At 71.9% G+C, this 15,350-nt stretch carries 16 protein-coding genes; 5 read left to right on the forward strand and 11 right to left on the reverse strand.

Features of this window, described 5'->3' with window-relative positions:
* Position 1: 1 nt before the first annotated feature.
* The 3 genes from ACFYZL_RS08310 to ACFYZL_RS08320 form a co-directional block, all read right to left on the reverse strand.
* Positions 2-1,663, reverse strand: a complete 1,662-nt coding sequence (locus ACFYZL_RS08310; protein ID WP_388677198.1) for a TROVE domain-containing protein — start codon at positions 1,661-1,663, stop codon at positions 2-4.
* 312 nt (positions 1,664-1,975) lie between these two features.
* Positions 1,976-2,506 (reverse strand): hypothetical protein, encoded by a 531-nt coding sequence (locus ACFYZL_RS08315; RefSeq protein ID WP_384747786.1) that lies wholly within the window; start codon positions 2,504-2,506, stop codon positions 1,976-1,978.
* Between the two features lie 179 nt (positions 2,507-2,685).
* On the reverse strand, positions 2,686-3,768 hold the full coding sequence (locus ACFYZL_RS08320) for an ATP-dependent DNA ligase (RefSeq protein ID WP_388677201.1): 1,083 nt from the start codon (positions 3,766-3,768) through the stop codon (positions 2,686-2,688).
* Between the two features lie 75 nt (positions 3,769-3,843).
* On the opposite strand from ACFYZL_RS08320, the gene ligD reads away from it, so the two are divergent.
* Positions 3,844-4,863 carry a non-homologous end-joining DNA ligase gene (gene ligD, locus ACFYZL_RS08325; protein WP_384747780.1) on the forward strand — a complete coding sequence of 340 codons (1,020 nt, stop codon included), beginning with the start codon at positions 3,844-3,846 and terminating at the stop codon, positions 4,861-4,863.
* 63 nt (positions 4,864-4,926) lie between these two features.
* On the opposite strand, the gene ACFYZL_RS08330 is transcribed toward ligD, so the two are convergent.
* Positions 4,927-6,423, reverse strand: coding sequence for a methyltransferase domain-containing protein (locus tag ACFYZL_RS08330; RefSeq protein WP_384747777.1), 1,497 nt, complete (start codon positions 6,421-6,423; stop codon positions 4,927-4,929).
* A 209-nt stretch (positions 6,424-6,632) separates the two neighbouring features.
* Between ACFYZL_RS08330 and ACFYZL_RS08335 the strand changes: the two genes are divergently transcribed.
* Entirely contained in the window at positions 6,633-7,517 is an 885-nt protein-coding gene (locus tag ACFYZL_RS08335) for an alpha/beta fold hydrolase (RefSeq protein WP_384747774.1), read from the forward strand.
* The gene (locus ACFYZL_RS08340; RefSeq protein WP_388677206.1) at positions 7,514-8,953 is read left to right on the forward strand and encodes a DHA2 family efflux MFS transporter permease subunit; all 1,440 of its coding nucleotides are present in this window, start codon (positions 7,514-7,516) and stop codon (positions 8,951-8,953) included. The genes ACFYZL_RS08335 and ACFYZL_RS08340 overlap by 4 nt, the downstream gene beginning before the upstream one ends.
* On the opposite strand, the gene ACFYZL_RS08345 is transcribed toward ACFYZL_RS08340, so the two are convergent.
* Positions 8,925-9,623, reverse strand: coding sequence for a TetR/AcrR family transcriptional regulator (locus ACFYZL_RS08345; RefSeq protein ID WP_384747769.1), 699 nt, complete (start codon positions 9,621-9,623; stop codon positions 8,925-8,927). The genes ACFYZL_RS08340 and ACFYZL_RS08345 overlap by 29 nt on opposite strands.
* A 147-nt stretch (positions 9,624-9,770) precedes the next feature.
* On the opposite strand from ACFYZL_RS08345, the gene ACFYZL_RS08350 reads away from it, so the two are divergent.
* Complete coding sequence (locus ACFYZL_RS08350) at positions 9,771-10,565, forward strand: VOC family protein (RefSeq protein WP_388677209.1); 795 nt, start codon at positions 9,771-9,773, stop codon at positions 10,563-10,565.
* A gap of 57 nt (positions 10,566-10,622) precedes the next feature.
* Positions 10,623-10,901 (forward strand): WhiB family transcriptional regulator, encoded by a 279-nt coding sequence (locus tag ACFYZL_RS08355; RefSeq protein WP_388677212.1) that lies wholly within the window; start codon positions 10,623-10,625, stop codon positions 10,899-10,901.
* A gap of 283 nt (positions 10,902-11,184) precedes the next feature.
* Here the strand turns inward: ACFYZL_RS08355 and ACFYZL_RS08360 are convergent, their stop codons facing one another.
* The 6 genes from ACFYZL_RS08360 to ACFYZL_RS08385 all read right to left on the reverse strand — a co-directional run bounded on the left by ACFYZL_RS08360 (position 11,185) and on the right by ACFYZL_RS08385 (position 15,302).
* Positions 11,185-11,520 (reverse strand): hypothetical protein, encoded by a 336-nt coding sequence (locus ACFYZL_RS08360; protein ID WP_384747760.1) that lies wholly within the window; start codon positions 11,518-11,520, stop codon positions 11,185-11,187.
* The gene (locus tag ACFYZL_RS08365) at positions 11,520-12,653 is read right to left on the reverse strand and encodes a hypothetical protein (RefSeq protein ID WP_388677215.1); all 1,134 of its coding nucleotides are present in this window, start codon (positions 12,651-12,653) and stop codon (positions 11,520-11,522) included. Before ACFYZL_RS08365 ends, ACFYZL_RS08360 begins: the two co-directional genes overlap by 1 nt.
* On the reverse strand, positions 12,646-12,948 hold the full coding sequence (locus ACFYZL_RS08370; RefSeq protein ID WP_384590958.1) for a hypothetical protein: 303 nt from the start codon (positions 12,946-12,948) through the stop codon (positions 12,646-12,648). Before ACFYZL_RS08370 ends, ACFYZL_RS08365 begins: the two co-directional genes overlap by 8 nt.
* Before the next feature lie 98 nt (positions 12,949-13,046).
* Positions 13,047-14,018: an acyl-ACP desaturase gene (locus tag ACFYZL_RS08375; protein ID WP_384747749.1), complete on the reverse strand. Its 972-nt coding sequence runs from the start codon at positions 14,016-14,018 to the stop codon at positions 13,047-13,049.
* Between the two features lie 166 nt (positions 14,019-14,184).
* A complete protein-coding gene (locus ACFYZL_RS08380) occupies positions 14,185-14,427 on the reverse strand; it encodes a hypothetical protein (protein WP_384747747.1) in 243 nt (80 codons plus the stop codon).
* 23 nt (positions 14,428-14,450) lie between these two features.
* Positions 14,451-15,302 (reverse strand): helix-turn-helix domain-containing protein, encoded by an 852-nt coding sequence (locus tag ACFYZL_RS08385; protein WP_388677220.1) that lies wholly within the window; start codon positions 15,300-15,302, stop codon positions 14,451-14,453.
* Between the last annotated feature and the right edge of the window lie 48 nt (positions 15,303-15,350).

Below are 15,350 nucleotides of genomic sequence, written 5' to 3' on the forward strand. Positions count from 1 at the left end.
ATCAAGCCCGCTCGGCGGCCTCGGCGGCCTCGGCGGCCTCGGCGGCCCCGGCCGTCCCGGTGGTCCACGGCCAAGCGGCCTCGCGTCCGGCCTCGATGAGGCCGACCATCCGGAACCCGGCGTCCGTCAGGCCCCCGAAGGTGTGCCGGTTCGGGCCCGAGGGGCCGTGGGCGGGCCGGTAGCCGGCCAGGTTCCACGTGTAGACCGGGACGTCGGCCGGGACCGGTTCGGCCGGCCCGCCGCGGCGGGCGCGGCGGTCGGGTCCGGCCGCGGCCTGCTCGTCGGTGACGATCAGGACCCGGTCGTGCTCCCGGTAGTGCTTGCGCACCGCCGTCGTGGTCTCCGTGCCGCCCAGACTGTGGAACCGTTTCAGCACGTCGAGCACCGGCTCGCCCCGCTCGAACGGCACCGTTCGGCTGCCCCAGCCGAACTCCACCAGATCCGCCCGGTCGGCGCGCATGGCCAGCGCGGTGCCGAAAACGGCCGCCGCGTCCGCCCGGGTCAGCTTGGACCGCTCCGAGGCGGTGTCCCAGAACATGGAGTCGGAGCGGTCCACGAGGATCAGGGTCCGGCCGGGCAGGGACGGCACGTTGGCCAGCGAGTGGCCCAGCGCCCGTTCCAGCGCGGCAGCCCAGCGCTGCGACGGCGCGTGCTGATGGGCCGCCAGGTAGCGGAAGGGGAACTGCCGCGACCGGGCGACCTCGGAGGGATCCGAAAGGCGTGCGGCGACGAGGGCGGCGACCTCGTCCGAGACCCCCGCCTCGTCGAAGTTCCGCAGGTTCCGCAGGAGTGCCATCGGCCCCATCGTCGGGATCACGGCCTCCCAGACGGCGGCGTCCATCGGCCCGTGGAGCCGGCCTGCGAGGGCCTCCCAGGTCATGCCCGCCGAGGCCAGGCGCTCGGAGCCGCCCGGCCCGGTCACCACCGCCCGCCACTCGTCCGCGGCCGACGCCGTCAGAGCCCGGTGGGCGGTCAGCATGCGGTCCGAGGCGGGCGGAACCGCCGTCTCCGGGTGGTGGCGGCGGTCCAGGGCGTACCGGAAGAGCGCGCCCTGCCAGGGCTTGTCCGGGTCGGGGGAGGGGTGCACCAGGTTGAGCACGTCGCCGAAGCGGATGGCCTTGGACGCGGTGTCGTACTTGAGCAGGGAGCGGGACGTGTACAGCCGGCGCACGGCGTCGGCGATGCCCCGTTTCACGGGCGTCGGCACCTTCCGCCCGTAGGCCGAGATCCAGTGGGCGAGCAGCTCACCGGGCTCGTCGGCGCGCTGGAGCACCGAGTCGATCACGGACCGGTTGGACGGTCCCGTGGACGCCCCGGCCTCCAGCCGGGCCCGTACGTACACGGCGGCGCCCACCAGGGAGGCGGTGCGCATGTTGCCCTCGCCGCGGAGCCAGCGCAGCAGCCCGGCCGTCCACACCGGGTCCTGGACGGCGAGTTCGGCGACGAGGCGGGAGTACCGGTCGTCGCGCTCGCCACCGCTCTCGTGGAAGGTCTGCTGGGTGACGAAGTTGCCGACCGCGAGGAGGAAGAGCTCCTCGCGCGGCTCCCGGACGAAGCCCGGGCCACCGTTGTGGGTGCGGAGGTCCGTTCGGGCGGGCCGGTGGTGGAGCGCCGGAGCGGGCAAGGAGCGTGCGGCCGCCGAGACGTGCGGGGCCACGAGCATCTCGGACCAGACCTTGGAGACGCGCGGGGTGTGACGAGGCAGTGAATCCCCCGGATTCAAAGGACGGGACGCCCCGGACGAAGCGTGCGACGGGGCGAAGGCGCGCCCGCGCCCACCGAGATCAAAAGGGGCGGCGGCGTCACTTGGTTGTCAGAAGGAAGTAGCCGCAGCCGGGCGCATCGGAGGCGCGGTCGCGCTGCGAACCTACAAGGCCGCCCGGGTCGCACACCACCGATTAAACGCGGGCGGGCATTCGGGCCCGCCCGGGGCGGCCCGACCCGCCGCGGCAGGCCGGGCCGCTGGTACGTCGGCTCAGTGGAACAGCACGGACGCGTCCCCGGCCGCCGTGGTGACCGAGCCCGGGCACAGGAAGCTGCCCGAGGTCTTGGCGGCGGTGAAGGCCCGGTTGACGTACTTCCGGGTCGTCCCGTCGCGGTCCCACACGATGTTCGTCGCCTTGTAGCGGCAGGAGATGAAGCTCTGCCTGCCGGTGATGTCGATCAGATCGGTCCGCGCGGTGCCGGCGGCGTCATCGAAGGTGAAGGCGGGGTTGTTGTTGAGGGTGGCGGCGATGCCGCCGCCGCAGGCCAGATTTCCTCCCGGCGCGTTGATGGTGCCGCGGTCGACGGTGAGGGCCGCGGGGGCGGCCGCGCTCGTGGTCGCGTTGGTCCAGGTGCAGGTGCTGCCGGCGACCACGATCACACCGTCGGCCTTCAGGTCGGCGGCCGAACCGCGTGCGAGGGCGGTGCCGGTACCGGCGAAGACCGCGGCGACCGCCAGCATCGTGATCCCGGCCGTTCCGGTGATGCGCGATAAGCGGGTCCTGTGCGTGAAGTGCCTCATGATTCGCTCCTCCATGCCGTACTGGTGGGGGTGGGCGAGGCGCTGGGCCTCTCAGAGGGTGCGGAGTGCGTGCCGGAGCGTCCCACAGCTGCCATGAACTGTCAGGAGCATGTCAGGCGTTCGCGCGGGATTGGCTGGAATTACCACCCGGTAGGGAATGAGGGGCCAGGCACGGACGTCTAGGCGGAAGCCGGGTCCGGGCCGAGTCCGAGCACCTCGGCCAGGTCGTAGCCGACGACTTCCTCCAACTGGGCGTACGTACAGCTCTCCGGCGCCCGGTCGGGACGCCACCGGCGGAACTGGGCCGTGTGTCGGAAGCGGTCCCCCTCCATGTGGTCGTAGGCCACCTCGACGACCTGCTCCGGGCGCAGCGGCACCCAGGACAGGTCCTTCTTGCCGGTCCAGCGGCTCGTCGCGCCGGGCAGTCGGGCGCTCTCGTGCGCGGACTCCTCGGCCCAGGCGGCCCACGGGTGACCGGTCGGGTCCTCCAGTCGCAGCGGTTCGAGCTCCTCCACCAGTTCGGCGCGGCGCTTCATCGAGAAGGCCGCGCAGACGCCCACGTGCTGGAGCGCGCCTTGGCCGTCGTACAACCCCAACAGCAGCGATCCGATGATCGGACCGCTCTTGTGGAAACGGAAACCCGCGACGACGGCGTCGGCGGTACGTTCGTGCTTGATCTTGAACATGAGGCGGGCATCGGGCCGGTAGGGGAGATCGAGCGGTTTGGCGATCACTCCGTCGAGCCCGGCGCCTTCGAATCGCTCGAACCACTCCTGCGCGAGCGCGGGGTCGGTGGTCGCGGGCGCGAGATGGACGGGGGGCCGGGCGGTGGAAAGGGAATCGGCGAGGGCGGCACGGCGCTCGTTGAGCGGGGTGTCGAGGAGCGCCTCGTCGCCGAGGGCGAGCAGGTCGAAGGCGACGAAGGCGGCGGGGGTCGTCTCGGCGAGCAGTTTCACGCGGGAGGCCGCGGGATGGATCCGCTCCGTCAGCCGGTCGAAGTCGAGACGCCCGCCCTGGATGATCACGATCTCGCCGTCCATGACGCACCGGTCGGGGAGATTGCCCTTCAGGGACGCCGCCAGCTCCGGGAAATACCTCGTCAGGGACTTGCCCGTCCGGCTGCCGATCTCGATCTCGTCGCCGTCGCGATGGACGATCGCCCTGAAGCCGTCCCACTTGGCCTCGTACTGCATGCCGGGCGGGATCCGGGCCACGGACTTGGCGAGCATCGGTTTCACGGGGGGCATCACCGGCAGATCCATGCTGTCGATTCTGCGACGGTACGTCCGGCCCCGCCCGGTATGCGCGACCGGCTGGGCCCGCCTAACGTGGCCCACATGGGTGCTGCCGGTAACGCGATCGAGCTGGAGGCGGGCGGCCGTACGGTCCGCCTGTCCAACCCGGACAAGGTGTACTTCCCGGAGCGGGGCCTCACCAAGAGGAACGTGGCGGAGTACTACCTGTCGGTCGCGGAGGGCATCACGCGCGCCCTGCGCGACAGGCCCACGACCCTGGAGCGCTACCCGGACGGCGTGGAGGGGGAGTCCTTCTTCCAGAAGCGCGCCCCCAAGAACCTGCCCGACTGGATCCCCACCGCCCACATCTCCTTCCCCAGCGGCCGTTCGGCGGACGAGATCTGCCCCACCGAGCCCGCGGCCGTCCTGTGGGCCGCCAACCTTGGCTGCCTCACCTTCCACCCGTGGCCGGTGCGGCGCGAGGACACCGACCGGCCCGACGAACTGCGCATCGACCTGGACCCGCAGCCGGGCACCGACTACCACCATGCGGTGGCGGCGGCCCACGAACTGCGGGGCCTGCTGGACGAACTGGGCCTGCGCGGCTGGCCCAAGACCTCCGGAGGCCGCGGCCTGCACGTGTTCGTGCCCATCGCCCCGCGCTGGACCTTCACGGAGGTCCGTCGCTGTGCGATCGCCATCGGCCGGGAGCTGGAGCGCCGGATGCCGGGCAAGGTCACGACGGCGTGGTGGAAGGAGGAGCGCGGCGAGCGGATCTTCTTCGACTACAACCAGACGGCCCGCGACCGCACGATCGCCTCCGCCTACTCCGTCCGCCCCCGCCCGCACGCCCCGGTGTCGGCCCCGCTGCGCTGGGACGAAGTGGACGACGTGGAGCCGCGCGACTTCGACATCGTGACGATGCCGGCCCGCTTCGCCGAAGTGGGCGACCTGCACGCGGAGATGGACGACCACGCCTTCACGCTGGACGCCGCACTGGAGCTCGCGTCCCGCGACGAACACGAGCACGGCCTGGGCGACATGCCGTACCCGCCGGACTACCCGAAGATGCCGGGCGAACCCAAACGCGTCCAGCCGAGCCGCGCCAAACACGAGTCCTGACGGGGCACCGTCGGCCGCCTCCCGGCGCCGGTCAGGCGGTGAGGGGCTCCGGCGGCCACCGGCTCAGGCGGTGAGGGGGCGGCGGGGCCGGGCGAGGAGCATGACGGCATCGTCGTTGAAGCGATCGGTTCCCGAGGCGAAGTGTTCGCGCAGGGCGGGCAGCAGGGCCTCGCGCAGCCGGTCGAGCCGGGGGTGCCCGGTGTTCCAGAAGTCGGCCAGCACCCCGGCGGCGGCCTGCGCCTTGGCCTCGGGGCCCGCTTCGGGAAAGACCACGTCGACGCGCGCCCGGTGGAAGGACACGTCCTCGAAGCCGCGCGAGGCGAGGAGACGGGCGGCGCGGGTGAGGAGGTGCCCCTGGTGGTCGGGGGCCTCGCCGAGGAGAGGGGCGCAGGCGCGGTTCCACAGGGCGATGAGTTCGTTGTCGGGCGCGCCCTGGACGAGCACGACCTTGGCCTCGGGGTGGGCGCGGTCGACGGTGCGGGCCATTTCGGTGACGGCCGCGTCGGGGTCGTCGGTGTAGTGGAGGACCCAGGTGGCCAGGGCCGCGTCGAACTCCCCGTCCGAGAGCGGGAGGTGCTCGGCGCGTCCCGCGAGGACGCGCACCCCGTCCGAGGTGAGCGGCCGCAGACTCGCCTCACGGGCGGCGTGCGGCTCCACCGTCGTCACGCTCCCGAGGCGGCCGGCGATCTCCCGGACGACCGCGCCGGTGCCGCCGCCGACGTCGAGGACGTTCCGGTTGCCGGTGAGTGCGTCGGCGACCAAGGCGATGTCGTGGCGCTCGAAGCGGGCCTCCATGCCCAACCAACCCTGCTCGCTGAGCTCGTGCGGGCCGCGGTAGGTCTCGGGCAGCGGGTAGGGCCCGGCCAGGAGGTGCGCCGGCGCGGGCGCGCCGCCGGGCTTGACCGCGTACAGGAACAGGTGCTCCTCGGGCCCCATGCCGGGGAAGTCGGGGTGGAAGACGCTGAGTTCTTCGTGCACCACTTCCAGACCGGCCGCGCGCAGCAGCTGCCCGTAGGTCCGTGCCGGGTGGCTGGTGCAGCGGACGGTCTGGCCCATCCACTGGATCTCCTCGTCCTCGGCGTCGAAGGGCACCGTGGCGAAGACGAACATCCCGCCCGGCGCGAGCCAGTCGGCGATGCGGGCGAGGGTGGTGTCCAGGTCGGCGCGCGGCATCTGCAGCAACGGGAAGAACGCAGTGATCGCGTCCCACCGGCCCGCGGTGTCCGCGAGCGCGCGTACGTCGGCGAGTTCGAAACGCGCGGCGGGTACCTGTGTGCGGGCCAGGTCCACCATGACCTTCGAGACGTCGTACCCGGTCACGGCGTGCCCCTGGGCGGCAATGCGCTCGGCGGTGGGACGGCCCGTGCCGGAACCGATGTCCATCACCCGCGCCCCCTGGGGCAGTCGGGCCAGCAGCCAGTCGATCGCGGCGAGTCGCTCGGGCAGGTGCGCGTACGCGTCCTCGTACGTCTTGCCCAGTGCGTCGAAGGGGCGCGCCGCGCCTTCGGCCGTACCCGACGCGGCTTCGGCAGGGGAAGAGGACGTTGATTCCGCGCTCATCGAAGGAGTGCTCCTTGATCCGGGTGCGGTGATCACCACACCCGACCGGAGATTACAGTGCGGAACCATTCCGTTGCTCACAGTCGGACAAAAAACAACACGAACGATCGTGCTAATATCTCCCCGTCATCCTGCCCCTGCCCTGGCATCTGGCCTTGTCCTTGCCATCTGGCCATCCCGCGGAGATCCGGAGAACCGGCATGCATCCCATGGCTTCACTCCTGCGCACCACCCTCGACGTCGGCGCCCGGCTGGCGCCCGGCCTGGCCGGACCCCGCGTCTTCGCGTTGTTCGTCCGCCCGCTCGGCCGCGCACGGCTGCGGCCCGACGAGGCGGAGGTGATGGCGCGGGCCGAGACCGGGCGGCTGCTCGTGCGGGGCATACCCGTCACCACCTACCGCTGGGGGGACGGAGAGCGGCCCGTCCTCGTGGTGCACGGCTGGTCCTCGCGCGCCTCGCGGTTCGCCGGCTTCATCGAGGCGCTTCGCGCCCAGGGCCGCACCGTGATCGCCTTCGACTCCCCGGGGCACGGAGAATCCGGCGGCCGGGCCGCCACCGTCCGCGACCACCGCGAGATCATCCGCCTGCTGCACGCCGAGCACGGGGACTTCTCGGCCGTCCTCGCCCACTCGATCGGGGTACTCTCCAGCCTCTTCACCCTGCGGGACACGGTCCGCGCGGACCGGGTGGTCGCCATCGGGGGAATCGCCGACTTCGGCTACCTCCTGGAGCAGTTCCGCGCCCGGCTCGGCGTGGGCGACGGGGTCGAGAAGGTCCTGCGCCGGCACGTCGAGACGGTTCTGTTCCCCGGAGAAGCCGACATCTGGCAGCGCCTCGACGCCCGTTGGCGGCCGGCTGACGTCCCGGTGCCGATGCTCCTCCTCCACGACACGGACGACGACACCGCGACCCCGGCCCAGTCCCGCGCCATCGCGGCCGCCCACGGCGACCGGGCCCGCCTGATCGAGACCGCGGGCCTCGGCCACCGCCGCATCCTCGCCGACCCCGAGGTCGTCGCGGCCGCCGTCCGGTTCATCACCACCCCGTACGTCCCCGCCGAAGGCCCCGTCGAGAGCCCGGCGGTCGCCCGATGAGCACCGTCCCCGTCCGGACCGGGGCCACCGGGGCCACCGGGGCCACGCGCACGGACCCGGCCGACGGAGGCGCCGCCCCCGGCCGGATCCTGCTCCTCGCCTGCGCCGTCACCTTCCTCGCCTTCCTCGACGCCACCGTCGTCAACGTGGCGTTCGCCGATCTGCGGCGGGCCTTCCCCGAGGTGTCCCTGGCCCGGCTGACCTGGGTGGTCAGCGGCTACGCCGTCCTGTTCGCCGCGCTGTTGGCCGCCGCCGGACGCCTCGCCGACACCCTGGGACGACGCGCCCTCTTCCTCGGCTCGGCCCTCGCCTTCACCCTCACCTCGCTCGCCGCGAGCGCGGCCCCCACCGCCGACCTGCTCATCGTGGCCCGCGCCCTCCAGGGAGCCGCGGCCGCCGGGATGATCCCGGCCGCGCTGGGGCTCGTACTGACCCACACGCCGCCCGGCCGCCGGGCCGCGGCACTCGGCGCCTGGGGCGCCGCGGGCGGGCTCGCCGCCGCGGTCGGCCCGAGCCTCGGCGGTCTGCTCGTCGAGGCGTGGGACTGGCGGGCGATCTTCCTGGTCAACGTGCCCCTCGGCCTGGTCGTCTGCGGGGCCGCCGCCCGCGCCGTGCCCCGGGACGCGCGCACGGCGAGCCGGCTCCCGGACCCCGTCGGCACCGTAGCCCTCGCACTCGGCATCGGGGGCGTGGTGGCCGGACTCTCCCAGGGCGCCGACCGGGGCTGGACCGACGCGGCGGTCCTGGGACTCGTGGGCGGCGGCGTCCTGTCGACGGCCACCGCGCTGTACCGCTCACGCCGTCATCCCGCCCCGGCCGTCGACCGGGACCTGTGGCGCGACCGGGTCTTCGCCCGCGCCAACCTGGCGGCCCTGCTCTTCGGGGCGGCCATGTACGCGTGGCTGCTGACCGGGCCCTCGTACCTGATCGCCCGCTGGAACCACTCGGTCCTGGAGGCGGGTTTCGGCGTCACCCCGGGCGCCGTGCTCGCGATGGTCGGCGCACTGGTCGTCGGTCGCCGGGTGCCGGCGCGGCTGCAATGGGTCGCGGTGGTCGTCGGCTCCCTGCTGTTCGCCGTCAACGCCCTGCTGCTGTGGGGCTGGGTCGCCGACTCGACCTCGTACGCCCAGGTCTTCCTCCCGGCGGGCCTGCTGGGAGGTCTCGGCATCGGGGTGGCCCTGACCGCGCTCTCCACCGCCGCCTCCGCCGGCCTCCCGCCGCAGCGGTTCGCTGCGGGCACCGGGCTGCTGATGACGGCCCGCCAACTGGGCGGCGCGCTCGGCATCGCGGCCACCGCGGCCCTGCTGACCGGGCCGGGCGACCGCTGGCCCGGGGTCTTCCTCATGGTCGCGATCGCGGCGGTGGGCGCGGCGGTCGCGGGCTGGTCGATGCGCCCGGGCGCCCGGGTCAGCCTGCCTGCCCGACAGCCGGACTGACAGCCGGACTGACACCCGGGCCGATCGCCGGGGGCCGCTCCGGAAGCTCCTCCGGGGCGGCCGCCGCCGCCCGCAGCCGGCCGAGGATCCCCCGGCCGGCACGTTCGTACGCGAGCGGGTCCTCGTGCAGTACGGAATGCGCGTTGGCCAGCTCCATCAGCGCGATCGCCTCGAACGCGAGCTGCGGCACGTCCGCCGGGTCGAAGTCCTCCCGGAACCCGCCCGCCTGCCGGGCCTCGTCCAGGAGGCGCTCGATGTAACGCGTCCAGTCGGACCGTGCCTTGGCGATCTCGTCCCGCACGGGGCCCGGGCGCGAGTCGAACTCCGCGGAGACCGAGTAGAAGAAGCACCCTCCGGGGAAGATCCGGCGCCCGGAGTAGCCCAGCCACAGCTCGCACACCCGCCACACCTTGGCGAGACCGGCCGGCTCCGCGCGCACGGGCCGGACGACCTGCTCGACGAACACGTCCACGGCGGCGCGGACGGTGGCGAGCTGCAGGTCCTCCTTGGAACCGAAGAGGGCGAAGACACCGCTCTTGCTCAGACCGAGATCCGCGGCGATCTTCCCCAGGGACAGACCCTCCAGCCCGTCGACGGAAGCGATGCTCATCGTCCGGTCGAGGACGGTGCGCCGCGTCTGATTGCCTCGTTCCACGCGTCCGTCTGCCATGTCGCCATCTTACCGAACGCACGGTCGTTCACCCTGGGGGACCGATCGGGCCGGGTCCACTGTCAGTGGGGGATGCCATGCTCGAAGGGAGAGGACGAACGGTCATGGGCGTCGCAGGCGCGGCAGCGACCGGAAGGAGTGCTGACCATGCTCACCACGGACTACAAAGACGGCTCTCCGAACTGGGTGGACCTCGGGACGCCTGACCTCGACGCCGCCGCCGGGTTCTACGGGGAACTCCTCGGCTGGGACTTCCGGGCGGGCGGCGAGGAGGTCGGTGGCTACGGCATGTTCCACCTCGGCGGCAAGACGGTGGCCGGTGGCATGACGGTCCCGGCGGTCGAGGGCCCGTCCGCCTGGCAGGCGTACTTCCAGACCTCCGACACGGACGCGACGGCGGCGGCCGTGACCAAGGCGGGCGGCACGGTCACCGTCGAGCCGATGGACGTCATGGACCTCGGGCGCACGGCGGTCTTCGCCGACCCGGAGGGCGTGGGCTTCGGCGTGTGGCAGCCGAGGGGACACACGGGCCTGGGCGCGGTGACGGAGCCGGGTTCCCTGTGCTGGACGGAGCTGTACACGGGTGACGTGGCCGCGGCGGCCCGGTTCTACGGCGCGGTGTTGGGGTGGGAGATCCGCGAGATGCCGTACGAGGGCGGCGCGTACACGATGGCCATACCGGCCGGCGGTACGGACGAGGAGTCCTTCGCGGGGCTCGTCCCGATCTCGATGGACCCGATCGAGGACACCGAACGACCGTACTGGTCCCTGTACTTCGAGGTCGTCGACTGCGACGCGACGGCCGCGAAGGCGGAGGAGTCGGGCGGCAAGGTGAGGCTCACTCCGGTGTTCATGGAGGGGGTCGGCCGCTTCGCGAAGTTGGCGGATCCGTTCGGAGCGAGGTTCACGGTCATCGCCAGTGCGCCGGCGTCCGGTCCGTGACGTGTTGTTGATCAGGCGTTGATCGGACGTCCATCGAGGGCGGTGAGTATCACCGGCATGTCGATGAACACCACCGCTACCGCTACCGCTACCACTTCCACGTCCGCTTCGGCCACCGCCGACACCGCCTGGTACGACCTCGCCCTCTGCGCCCAGACGGGCCCGGGCTTCTTCTTCCCGGAACCCGGCTCGTCACTGCGCGACGCGAAGCGGCTGTGCGGGGCGTGCGAGGGGCGGGTGGCGTGCCTGGAGTACGCCCTGGCGAATGACGAACGCTTCGGCGTCTGGGGCGGCCTGTCGGAAGCGGAACGCTCGGCGCTGCGGCCGCGCCGCTGATCAGGTACGGGTGCCTTTGCCGCTCGCGCGGGCCAGCCCAGTCCTACGGGCGAGCCGGTCGTCCCCGTCAGCCGCCGCCCATCCCTCTAGGGGTGCTCTGTCCGACACCACACGCACCAGGCCCTGGCCGCCGACCCTGGAGGCGACACCGCCATACCGAGGGTCGCCCCGGGGGACTTCACTCCGACATTCCGCATGACGCCTTTTCCGATCCGGTTGACCTGCAAGGATCAAGAAAGCGATGCAAGGATCTGGTTCGCGGCGTGCTGCGTCGCAGCGCTGGTCAAGTCCAGGATGAAGACGTGACGCCCTTGTAGATCCGTCGTCGCGATTCTGGCGATACCCGAGGGTTGGCGTGCTCGGCTTGACGGATGGTCAGCGAGAACAAGGACGTCGCGATGCCCATGAGATCGTCAGGGTGAAGCCCGATGGCCGTGTGTACGACACCGTGTGCGGGAAGTAGGTCCATCAGATCCATCAGTGGGGCGAGGGTTCCCACGGCAACCGGACCGCCGAGCGCGTTGGCAACGTCCTCCAGCGCGCCGCGGTCCCTCGGACTGACGTCATGGAAGCCCGGCGGCAGGCGGAACCAGACCGGCGGCGCTGTTTCGCTGTTCATCACGGCCTCATCGCCGCCCAGGCGCCGGCGGCCTTTGCTCCAGCGGAAGGAGCATCGTCCAAGACGCCCCGGACGCCATCGGCGGCGGTTGACGCCCGTTCAACCGATTCGCTGTCCGACAGGTGGCCGCCGATGCCCGTCAGGCCACCGGCAACCGGTGCGACCAGGCCGGCAGCCTTCCTCGCCGTAGGATCTGTTGTCCGCACGGCCCAGGTGACCAGTGGGTTCTCGACCTCCTGGATGGCGAGGCCGGTCGACCACGTCGTGCTGCGGAACGCGGTGGCCCCCGTGCCCAGGGAGGACAGGGCGCCGGCCTCAGGGGCGGCGGCCATGGCGGCTCTGGCGGCCGCCGTGCCGGCCTTCGCGCCGGAGGCGACGGCGGCGATCCCCGGTACCGAGCCCGTGGCGTCGCCCAGCAAGGTCACGCTGCTCTTCCAGAAGTCCGCGTCGAACTCGCCCTTCGTGAAGCCGTCCTTCAGGGGTTTGCGGAACTTCGGGTCGGCCAGGTGCGTCGTCAGGGCAGCCAGGGACAGGCCCCCGGCGACCAGCATGATCGCCAGGCCCGCCGGCGGGGCGACGAGGGCCACGGCGGCTCCGAGGGCGCCCAGGATCGCCGACGCGTTCGACAAGGCGTCGCCCGGATCGTCGACGATCTTGTGCCAGACCGAGGCCAGGAACCCCGGTTCCTTCGGGGCCAGGCGGTCCACCGCCGCGTTCAGGGTCTTGGCCACCCCACGGGCCGCCCTGCCGTGTTCCGAGGCCAGTTCCCGCGCCAGGCGGCGGGCGTCGGACAGGGCCTCGGGGGTTTTCGCCGCGGCCGCCTGGGACTCGTAGCGGGCCGCCAGTGCGCGGTGGGCTAGCAGGGTGTCGTGCCAGCCCGTGAGCCGCCGGGCGGCCTCCGCCAGGGAGGTGTGCGCCGAGCCCAGGTAGCGGGGGAGGTCCTGGGACAGGGACGCGCGGAAGGCGGTGGCGGCCTCGCCCTCCCAGGACGAGCTGTGCGACACCAGGGCCTTCACGACCCGCGAGGCCTCCCCGAGGGAGTTCGCCGAGGCGGAGAGCTTCTTCGTCAGGGCCAGGACCGCCGCCGGGTTCCCCGGGGCGGGGTCGAAGCCCAGCGCGGCGTGGTCAGCCATGCGAGGCCGCCGCCCGGCGGAAGGCCTCGCGGATGGCCTCCTCCAGCTCCGCGTACTCCGCCGCGCTGCGGTCCACGCCCTCCCGCACGGCCTTGACGCGTTTGGTCAGCTCCCTGGTGCCGTAGGCCCAGCGTTCCTGGAACCCGTCGCACGCCCGGTCGAGGTCCGCCGTGCCCAGCTGGTCCGCCCGTACGTGGTCGAGCGCCCGCCGGGCGTCCCGCAAGGAGACCAGGGAGGAGTCCAGGGCGCGGGTCAGACGGGTCAGCTGGTCGATGTCCACCTGGAGCGAGGTCATGACGCGAAACCCTGGCAGAGCGGCGTTCTGCCAGGGGAATCCGCGTCACTCCCAGGAGGGAGTGGAAACCGGTCAGGCCGCAGGAGGTGGGGCCGGGGTCAGCCCTTGCGGGCGGCGATGCGGGCCGCGCGGGCGGCCAGGCGCTCGTCGAACTTGCGCGCCTCGGCGTCCAGGCCGTTCATGAAGAGGCCGAGCTCCTCCTGGGCCTTCTGGCCGTCGGGGCCCAGACCGTCGATGTCCATGATCTTCAGGAAGCGGATCACGGGGCTCAGCACGTCGTCGTGGTGGATCCGCAGGTTGTAGACCCCGCCGATCGCCATCTGCGCGGCCATCCGCTCGAAGCCCGGCATGCCGTGTCCGGGCATCCGGAAGTTGACGACGACGTCCCGCACGGCCTGCATCGTCAGGTCGGGGGCGATCTCGAAGGCCGCGGCCAGCAGGTTGCGGTAGAAGATCATGTGCAGGTTCTCGTCGGCCGCGATGCGCGCCAGCATCCGGTCGCAGACCGGGTCGCCGGACTGGTGGCCGGTGTTGCGGTGCGAGATGCGGGTCGCGAGCTCCTGGAAGGCCACGTACGCCACCGAGTGGAGCATCGAGTGCCTGTTGTCGGACTCGAAGCCCTCCGACATGTGCTGCATACGGAACGCTTCCAGCTTGTCCGGGTCCACGGCGCGCGAGGCCAGCAGGTAGTCGCGCATCACGATGCCGTGGCGGCCCTCCTCGGCCGTCCAGCGGTGCACCCAGGTGCCCCAGGCGCCGTTGCGGCCGAAGAGGGTGGCGATCTCGTGGTGGTAGCTGGGCAGGTTGTCCTCGGTCAGCAGGTTCACCACCAGGGCGATCTTGCCGATCTCGGTGACCTTGGACTGGTCGGGGTGCCAGGCCTCGCCGTCCTCGAAGAAGGCGGGGAAGTTGCGACCGTCGCTCCACGGGACGTAGTCGTGGGGCATCCAGTCCTTCTGGACCTTCAGGTGGCGGTTGAGCTCCTTCTCGACCACTTCTTCCAGCGCGAACAGCAGCTTCGCGTCGGTCCACGCCTCCGAGCTGCCGAGGTGGGGAGAGGTGATCGTCACGGGTACTCCTGGGTGTAAAGCGAACTACCTACGGTTCCGTAGCCTACGGAGTCGTAGGTTAAGCGTGACATCAAGGCGAGCCAAGTCCCTGGCGGGTGTATGTCTGGTTACATCCTGTTATCTATACAGTTTGAGGGCCGTCCGAAAGGCTCAGTGAGGGGCAAAGTCACGCCAAGAGATGGTCGGCCGCCCCTGCTTTGACCGCGGAGATCAGTGCCCGGAGGGCATCGATCGAGTCGGTGACGTACGTGGCGGACTCGGTCGTTCCGATATAAGCCTTCCCCTCGGCGTCGCGTCCGAAGCGAAAACAGTTGGCTCCCTCGCTGCAGAAGGCCTCCTCCCAGGTGATCTCGTTCCCGGGGGGCGCGGCGGACGCGGGGCGCGCGGGCGTGGCGATGGTCGTGTTCATGGCGTCTCTCCTCGTCGGCCCGGTCACAGGCCCTGTGCGACGGCGTGGATGAAATCGCGGGAGGCGGCGGCCGGCAGCGCCAGTGAGCGCAGCCGCTCCAGCAGCCCCCGGTAGCGCAGCAGCTTCATGTGGGAGTCCAGCAGCATCGAGCCGTGCGAGCTGTCCAGCTGCACGGTGTCGAGTTGGCGTATCTCGGCCGCGGCGTACGTGAAGGACTGCCCGGCACCCGGGAAGCCGCCCGCGGTGAAGGGGATGACCAGCACCGTCGTACGCGCCCGCTCGGACCGGTCCAGGATGTGCTCCAGCTGCGCCCGGGCAACCTTCGGTCCGCCGAACTGCATCCGCAGGGCGGCCTCGTGCACCACCGCCTCGTACAGCGGGGGCCGTTCCCGCGCGAACACCTGCTGCCTGCTCATGCGCAGGGCGAGCCGCGCCTGCAGGTCGGGCTCGGGCAGCGGCGGGTCGGCGGTGTCGAAGACCGCCCGCGCGTGCGCCTCGGTCTGCAGCAGTCCCGGTATGTGCGTGGTGACCGCGGTGTGCAACTCGACCGAGTGGTGCTCCAGTTCGCAGATGTCCAGCAGCCCGGGCGGCAGCATCCCGCGGTGCTGCTCCCACCACCCCTTGTCCCGCTCCTGCGCCATCGTCGCCAGCAGGTCGACGAGGCCCGTGTCGGGGCAGTCGTAGTTGAAGGCGAGGGTGCGGACGCGCTCGGCGCTGATGCCGATCCGGCCGGATTCGATGTTCGGGATCCGCGTCCGGTCCACCCCCAGCAGGGCCGCGGCCTGCTGCACCGTCATGCCCGACTGCTCGCGGAGTTTGCGCAGCTCGGCCCCCAATCGCTGCTGCCTCGCGGTCGGCGTGCTCCTGGGCGGCACGGGGCCCTCCTTTGCTGCGGGGCACGCGCGACATTCCGTACCCGTCCT

Source organism: Streptomyces sp. NPDC001717 (genome assembly GCF_042892775.1).
GTDB lineage: Bacteria > Actinomycetota > Actinomycetes > Streptomycetales > Streptomycetaceae > Streptomyces.